Annotated in this window: 7 protein-coding genes; all 7 read right to left on the bottom strand. The window is 70.6% G+C overall.

Going from position 1 to position 7,741, the window contains the following annotated elements; translation table 11 throughout:
* Positions 1 to 96 precede the first annotated feature (96 nt).
* The gene (locus tag ACZ4SA_RS08645; RefSeq protein WP_468271224.1) at positions 97 to 1,194 is read right to left on the bottom strand and encodes a selina-4(15),7(11)-diene synthase; all 1,098 of its coding nucleotides are present in this window, start codon (positions 1,192 to 1,194) and stop codon (positions 97 to 99) included.
* Between the two features lie 349 nt (positions 1,195 to 1,543).
* On the bottom strand, positions 1,544 to 2,878 hold the full coding sequence (locus tag ACZ4SA_RS08640) for a cytochrome P450 (RefSeq protein WP_468271222.1): 1,335 nt from the start codon (positions 2,876 to 2,878) through the stop codon (positions 1,544 to 1,546).
* 334 nt (positions 2,879 to 3,212) lie between these two features.
* A complete protein-coding gene (locus tag ACZ4SA_RS08635; protein ID WP_468271219.1) occupies positions 3,213 to 4,613 on the bottom strand; it encodes a cytochrome P450 in 1,401 nt (466 codons plus the stop codon).
* Positions 4,610 to 5,230: a GTP-binding protein gene (locus ACZ4SA_RS08630; protein ID WP_468271217.1), complete on the bottom strand. Its 621-nt coding sequence runs from the start codon at positions 5,228 to 5,230 to the stop codon at positions 4,610 to 4,612. Before ACZ4SA_RS08630 ends, ACZ4SA_RS08635 begins: the two co-directional genes overlap by 4 nt.
* A complete protein-coding gene (locus ACZ4SA_RS08625) occupies positions 5,211 to 5,570 on the bottom strand; it encodes a DUF742 domain-containing protein (protein ID WP_468271215.1) in 360 nt (119 codons plus the stop codon). Before ACZ4SA_RS08625 ends, ACZ4SA_RS08630 begins: the two co-directional genes overlap by 20 nt.
* Positions 5,567 to 5,983, bottom strand: coding sequence for a roadblock/LC7 domain-containing protein (locus tag ACZ4SA_RS08620; RefSeq protein ID WP_356638092.1), 417 nt, complete (start codon positions 5,981 to 5,983; stop codon positions 5,567 to 5,569). The genes ACZ4SA_RS08625 and ACZ4SA_RS08620 overlap by 4 nt, the downstream gene beginning before the upstream one ends.
* A complete protein-coding gene (locus tag ACZ4SA_RS08615) occupies positions 5,980 to 7,479 on the bottom strand; it encodes a sensor histidine kinase (RefSeq protein ID WP_468271213.1) in 1,500 nt (499 codons plus the stop codon). The genes ACZ4SA_RS08620 and ACZ4SA_RS08615 overlap by 4 nt, the downstream gene beginning before the upstream one ends.
* Between the last annotated feature and the right edge of the window lie 262 nt (positions 7,480 to 7,741).

Raw genomic sequence — 7,741 nt, 5'->3', positions numbered from 1 at the left:
CGGCTGGCTGCACACCTACAATCACCACCGCGGACACACCGCGCTGAAAGGCCAACCACCCGCCAGCCGCGTCCCCAACCTCTCAGGGCAATACACCTAGGCGGAACGCCGGCTCCGCACGGGTCTGCGGGCAGCCGTGGCGCCGTCGGGGAGGAGATCCCACCACCAGGAAACGGCCGGGATGTCCAGCGGCTCCGCACTGTCGTCGGCCGGGACGTCCGTGAAAACCGACGGCATGCTCGCCGGGTCGTCGGGCGTGGTGTAGCGCACCGAGCTGATGCCCCAGTCCTGAGCACCGCGTATGAAGCAGCGCAGGCTGTGGAGGTACTGCCGGAGCTGGGGGCTGCCCTGCGCCTCCAACTGCTCGCTCACCCTCATGAACAGGCACATCACCCGGTCGCGCTGGGAGATCGCGACGTCCAGCGCCCGGGCCGGAGTCAGGCCGCGTTCCTCTTCCAGCACCCGCAGCGCGTTGAGGTAGTAGCCCGACCCCCTCCGCTCCTTGTGGTGGGAGAAGATGTCGTTGTCCCAGGTGATGACGAAGGAGGCCATTTCGGCCACCGCGCGTACCGCGGTGTGGTCCCGCTCGTGCGGCTGGAGTTCGTAACCGTGGCCCATCTCGAGCATGGGGAGGACCACCGACGTGGCGCCGTCGTAGAGGCGCATCAGGGTGTAGTCGTTGAGGCCGGGGACGGTGCCCGCGCGCCGGTGCGCGGCCTCCCACACCACGGAGAAGAAGTACTCCCGCAGCGCGTCCACCCAGCGGGCCGTCTGGCCGGCCGTTCCGTAGCGGTCCACCCGCAGTCGCAGGTCCCGCAGGCCCGCGGCCAGCGGGTCGTCCTTCATCATCGACGCCTCCGGGTTCTGCGCCACCCGGATCAGGCGGTGCAGAAGACCGGCCAGGTCGCCCGGCCGGTGCCCGAGCTCGCCTTCCTCGCAGTGGCCGTCGTCGACGCCGAAGAGCCAGAGGATGAAGTCGGCGAGCAGGGAGACGACCTCCTCCCGGCCCTCGGGCAGTATGCGGGCGGAGAACGTACCGATGTCCTGCATGACCAATTTGCCACGCAGTTCTTCGGATCCGATGCGAAATGTTTCCGCCCAGGCCGCCGTCTGGACGTCTATGTCCGCGTGCCGAGGGTGGATCGCCTGTCGGATGGGAGAGAAGAGCGGTGGAACGGTCAACTCGGGCTCCACTGCGGGCCTGCCTCTCGATGCCGGGTGCCGCGCGTCAACGCCGTGGTCACACGCGCAACTTGCCCCTCAGGTGATCAACTATGGGGCATCGTACTCAGCCACTGTGGCCGATCCAATAGGACGATCTCCGTGCAAAACCGGCCAGGTTCGAACTTTCAACGGCCGGAACGGAACAAGGACCTCCATGCACCGTGACGGCGGCGGGCAGCCGACGGAGGGGAACGTCCGCCGGTGCGGCGACCGGCACCGTGTCGGGCAGCGGTCCCGCCGTGGAGGCGAAGTCCACCGCTTGCTTCCCGCCGCGCTCGGTCCCGGAGCGCGGGGCGGTGTGAACACCTTGGGCAGGGCCTCAGCTGTCGCCGCGGAGGTGAACCACCATCGGCATGCGCGTCGGGTGGGCCATGGCGGCGGTGGACTCCTTCGGGGGCTTGCTGCCCGGTACGGGGCGCAGCTTCCAGCGCGGCAGGATCGTGGCCAGGGTGATGGCTGCCTCCATCCACGCGAACCGGTCGCCGATGCACTTGCGGTTGCCGGCGCCGAAGGGCACCACGTGCTCGCGTGGACGCCGGGCGACTTGCCCGGGCAGCCAGCGGTCGGGGTCGAACCGGTCGGGATCCGGGTACAGATCGGGGTTCCGGTGCAGGGCGTAGGGGCTGATCAGGACCTCGGTATCGGCCGGGAGGCCGTAGCCGCCGAGCGTGACCGGCTCGGTGGTTCTGCGCATGAGGATCACGACGCCGTGCAGGCGGATCACCTCGTCCAGGACGCGAGTGATGCCGGGCAGTTGCGGGACGTCCGCGAAGGTCACGGGCCGGTCCCCCACGGCCTTCTCGATCTCCTCGAGCACCTCCTGTTCGACGTCAGGACGCTCCGCCAGGTGGTGCAGCGCCCAGGTCAGCACCGAGGCCGTCGTCTCGGTGCCGGCGAACAGCATCGTCGTCAGCTCGTCCCGCACCTCCAGATCGGTCAGGCCGGCCCCGGTGTCGTCGCGTGCGGCCAGCAGCAGCGACAGCAGATCCGTCCGCTCCTGCGGGGCAGACGCCCGCGTTGCGGCGATCACGTCGTCTATCACGCTGCGCATCCGGGCCGCCGAGGCGTCGAATGCGTGCCAGATGGGCCAGTTGTCGGTGAACTGCGGGGCCAGCGCCCTGCGCAGCATGTTCTTCAGGATGACCGGCAGGTCCTCGAGGACCGCCTCGACGGCAGGCCGCCCGATGTCGGCGGAGAACAGCGTGGCGGCCAGCGTCTCGATCGCGTGTGTTCCCATCACCCGGTCCACGTCGATGCGCTGCCCCGCAGACCAGGAGCGCGCGAGAGCCTGCGCCCGCTCGCTCATCACCTCGGCGTACCCGGCGATCCGCTCCTTGTAGAACATCGGCTGCATCAACCGCCGGTTGCGCAGGTGTTCCTGACCGTCCGAATTGGCGAGACCGTTGCCGACCAGCGGCCGCACACGCTCGAAGAGCCGGCCCTTCTGGAAGGCCTTGCCGTGTTTCACCATGACCTCGTTGACCGTGAGGGCACTGGTCACGACCACCAGCGGCATGGTGCCGATGTCGAGCCGCAGGACCGGCCCCTCGGCGTGCAGGGCTCGAAGGACGCCCAGCGGATCCCGCAGGAGCCTCGGAACGTGACCGAGCCCGGGAACACGGCCCTTGGCTCGGGGTATGTCTGCCAACGTCACGGGGGTGCCTTTCACGAGACGGGCACGCGCGGTCACCGTCTCGTGATCCGGCGTGGGGCTGAGGACAGGGCAGTGGAGCTCAATCCGGAAGCACAACCGGAATGATCTACGAAGCATCACCGTAGAAGCAGCAACGCCACTCCACCAGGGCACGGACGCCGGACCGCCGCCTCCGCCGGGGTGCCTGCCCGTCCGCGGCGGGCGCGTTGAAGGGGCCCGGCGAGAGCGGGTCTTGCCGGCCCCCTCGGGCGTAGGCGGTCGTACGCGGTTGCCGGAGCGCCACCGGGCCACGTCCGGCGTCAGCGCCTGAGAGGGCCTCGCCGGGCCGGGCGTCTCAGCGCCGGAGCAGCGACTGCCACCACGACAGTGCGGGTTCTGCTGCGGGCGCGGCGGTCGGCTGCGCGGCGGGCGTCGCGGCGACGGGCAACGGCTGGGCCGCCGTTGACGGGGGCTCCGGGACCGGGGAGCCGCCCAGGGACCGGGGCCGGGTGAAGCGCACCGGCAGGGCGGAGGGGCGGCTGGTCAGCCAGTTGGCCTGGATGCCGATCTCGGTCTCGGGGACGGCCAGGGTCAGGTCGGGCAGCAGGGCCATGAGCTCGTCGATGCCGGTGTCCGCGATGGCGCGGCCGATGTCGCCGCCCGGGCACTCGTGGGGGCCGCTGCTGAGGGCGAGGTGCGAGCGGTTGCCGTGCATCGGCAGGCCGAGGTCGGGCCGTTGCTCCGGGTCCACGTTGGCGGCGGAGATGCACAGCAGGAGCATGTCGCCGGCTTTGATGTGCTGTCCCGCCAGGACGGTGTCCCCGACGGCCCATCGGCCCGGAACGATGCCGATGCTCGGGGCGTCCCACATGACCTGCTCCAGCGCGTCCGGCAGCGTCATGCGGCCGCCGGACAGGCTTCCGCGGAAGCGGCGGTCGGTCAGCATCAGCCGCAGCGTGTGGGCGATCAGGTTGACGGTGCCCTGATGGGCGGCGACGAGCACCAGGCGCAGGTGCTCGACGATCTCGGTGTCCGTGAGGCGGGACTCGTGGGCGATCAGGCGCGAGGCCAGGTCGTTGCCCGGCTCGGACTTCTTGCGGGCCACCAGGTCCTCGAGGACCTGGGTGACGAGCGCGTTGCTCGCGGCCGCGGTCGCGGTGCCGCGCATCAGGTCGAGCGTCGGCTCCACCAGCGCCGGTCCCTCGTCCGGCGCCATGCCGAGCAGACGGCTGACGACCAGCATGGGCAGGGGTTCGGCGTAGTCGCGGACCAGGTCGGCGGTGCCGTCCGTGGCGAAGCGGGCGACGAGCTCGCGGGTGTAGTGGGTGACGAAGCGGCGCATGCCGCGGCGGTTGAAGGCGGCCAGCCCGTCGACCACCGCGCCGCGCAGCCGCGAATGCTCCTCGCCGTCGGCGAAGACGCACAGCGGCTGCCAGCCCACCATGGGGATCAGGGGAGAGTTCGGCGGCACCTTGTTCTGCTGGAACGCGCTCCAGCGGCGCGAATCGCGAGAGAACTTGGCCGGAGTGCGCATCACTTCGAGGTTTTCGCGGTAGCCGAGCACGATCCAGGCCGGGATGTCCCCGTGCAGCAGGACCGGAGCGACGGGGCCGTACTGCCGCCGCAGCTCCTCGTACATGCGGGAGGGGTCGGCGGCCTCCGGCAGGCGCCGCAGGCTGTCGGCCGGCAGGCCGTGAGCGGGGCAGCCGGGCGGTGGGAGGAGACCGTCGGCGGGTGTCGGGGGTGGGGTGGTCATGACGCCTCCTGCGTAGTGGCGAGGGTCTGGAGATAGCGCATCAGCGTCATCAGGACGTCACGGCTGGAGCCGCGCTGCCGCGCGTCGCACAGCACGATCGGCACCGACTCCGGCAGGTCCAGCGCGCCGCGCAGCTCATCGAGGGGGTACGCGGGCGCGTCCGGGAAGGAGTTGACGGCGACCACGAACGGAACGCCGCGCTCCTCGAGCCGGCCGATGACGTCGAAGCTCACCTCGAGCCGGCGGGTGTCGACGAGCACCACGGCCCCCAGCGCGCCCTCGAACAAGCCGCGCCACAGGAACCAGAAGCGCTCCTGTCCGGGGGTGCCGAACAGATACAGCACCAGTTCCTCGTTGATGCTGATGCGGCCGAAGTCCATCGCGACGGTCGTGGAGGTCTTGCGCTCCACGCCCTGGGTGTCGTCGACGCCGACCCCGGCCTGGGTCATCGTCTCCTCGGTCGTCAGCGGCCTGATCTCGCTCACCGAGCCGACCAGGGTCGTCTTGCCGACGCCGAAGCCACCCACGATGACCACCTTGACGGCGGCCGTGGCCGTCTCCGGCAGCACGTCCTCGCTCCGCGGGCCCACGGCCTGCTCAGAGCTTTTGAAGTCCATCGATCACTGCCTCAATCAAAGCGCGGTCGGGGAGACGGGCGGCTTGGACGGGTGCGCGGGCCAGCACCTTGTCCTCGGCCATGAGGTCGCTGAGCAGCACGGTCACGATGCTCACCGGGAGGCCCAGATAGGCGGAGATCTCGGCCACGGAGAGCGGCGCGTTGCAGAGGCGGACGATTGCCGCGTGCTCGGGCTGCATACCGGGTTTGGGTCCCGACCTGGCCACGATCAGCGTGACCAGGTCCAGGGCGCTGGGTGCGGAGGAGCCGCTGCGGCCGCCGGTGATGACGTAGAGCCGCTCGGGACTGCTCTCTTCCCAGTCCGCGCCCGCGTCGCTCACGCGGTCTGTCCTTCGTGCCGCGGCGGCGTGCTCAGGTGCTCTCCGATCCGCAGCACGAGATCCCGCATCCGCTGGCCCATCAGCCCGGCGTCGACTCCCTCGTCGGCGAGCACCGCGAGATACGCGCCGGCGCCGGCCGCCATCAGATAGAAGAAGCCGCCGTTCATCTCGATGACGACCAGCCGCATCTGCCCGTCACCGTGCGGCAGTTCGGACGCCACGGCGGCGGCCAGGGACTGCAGGCCCGCGCAGGCGGCGGCCAGCCGGTCAGCGGTGTCGGTGTCCGCGCCGTACTGGGCCATGCGCAGACCGTCGGCGGACAGGACGACGACGTTGCGCGTCTGCGGAACGCCCTCCGCCAGGTCCTTGAGCATCCAGTCCATATTGGTCTGGTTGGACTGCCGCTGAATCATGGCTGCTGGTTCCCCTTGCTTGGCTGGGTGGTGTCACCGGACAGGCCGTTCTGGAACGCGGCCAGCCACATGCCGGGCTGCACCGCCGGTGCGGGCTCGGCCTCCGAAGCGGCCGAGGGCACGCCGGAGCCCGGCGCGGACGCCGTCGCGCCGGCGGCGGCAGGCGCGGCGGCGACCGGTGCGACGGGCTCGGCAGGTGCGGTCGCGCGGGTCTTGCGGCGCCGCTGCGGCAGACCGTTCGAGGCGCGCTCGGTCACCACCGGCAGGTCGTCGGCCGGTACCGAGGCCGTCGGGCCGGTGGCGGGCCTGGCCAACTGTTCGTGGGTGTCCGGGTCGGCCGGCCGGGGGCCGGAGGTCGTGCCGATGCCGTGCGCGAGCCCGGTCGCCGAGGACGCCGTGGTGATGAGGTCCTGCGGCACGACGAGTACGGCACGCACACCGCCGTACGCCGACGAGCGCAGCGAGACCTGGAATCCGTACGCCTGGGACAGCCGGCCGACCACCGCGAGGCCGAGCCGCGGGGTCTCCCCGAGGTCGTTGACATCGATGCCCTGCTGGGCCTGGCGGAGCATGCGTTCCGCCCGCAGCCGGGCCTCCTCGCTCATGCTGACGCCGCCGTCCTCGATCTCGATGGCGATGCCCGACTGCACGTCGACGGCGGTGAGATGGACCTTGGTCTGCGGCGGTGAGTAGCGGGTGGCGTTGTCGAGCAGCTCGGACAGCGCGTGGATCAGCGGCTCGACGGCAGTGCCGACGACGGCGACCTCGGAGACCGAGTGCAGTTCCACCCGCTGGTAGTCGATGATCCGCGACATCGCGCCACGCATCACGCTGTACAGCGGCACGGCCCTGCTCCACTGGCGCCCGGGGCGGGCGCCGCCGAGGACGGCGATGGAGTCGGCGAGCCGGCCGATCAGCGCGGTGCCGTGGTCGATGCGGAGCAGGTCGCCGAAGACGCTGGGCGTCTGGCCGTGCCGGTCCTCCATCTCCCGCAGTTCCTGGGCCTGCTGGTGGACGATGGCCTGCACGCGCCGGGCGATGTTCACGAAGGCCCGCTGGGCGGACTCGCGCAGGTCCTCCTCGGCGCTGACCGCCTCGACGACCGAGCGGAGCACCGCCTGGTGCTCGGCGGAGGCGTCGAGCGAGGCGAGCACGTCCTCCGGGAACTCGCCCTTGCGCAGCTGCTCCACCACGTGGGGCAGCAGTTCACCGGCGAGGCGGGTGGTCTGTGCGGCCTGCTGCGCGAGAGCCGCCTCCTGCTGTGCGACTGTGTGCCGGAGCTGGGTCACGAGTCTGCCGCGCCGCATGACCTCGGCGCAGGCGGCGGCGACCGCGACGACCGCGACGGCGCAGATCACCACCACGGGGGTGCGGGCAGAAGCGGGGACCAGGGACACGGCCGCGATGGCGGCCGCGACGGTCGCGGCAACGGGCAGCTGCCAGACAAGACTGGCCGGGGGCCGCGGACTTCCGGTCGACGTTCCCTGTCGAACCATCAGCATCCTCAGAATCGAACGTGGAAGATCATATGACGACGGGCGGGAGCATATCCCGCTCCGCACAAGGGGTTTGACGCCGGGTCACTGTATGGCGGATATGCATGCGGCGCGAAATGCAAAGAGGCGGGGGGGGGGGGGGGGGGGGGGGGGGGGGGGGGAAAGGAAAGGGGGGGGGGGGGGGGGGGGGGAGAAAGAAAAGAAAAAGAAAAAAAGAAAAAACAAAAAACACAAAAAAAAAACCACAGACCCAACCCTCCCC

The sequence above is a fragment of the Streptomyces sp. NPDC027962 genome (assembly GCF_055566095.1).
This window is presented reverse-complemented; position numbering and strand designations above follow the sequence as displayed.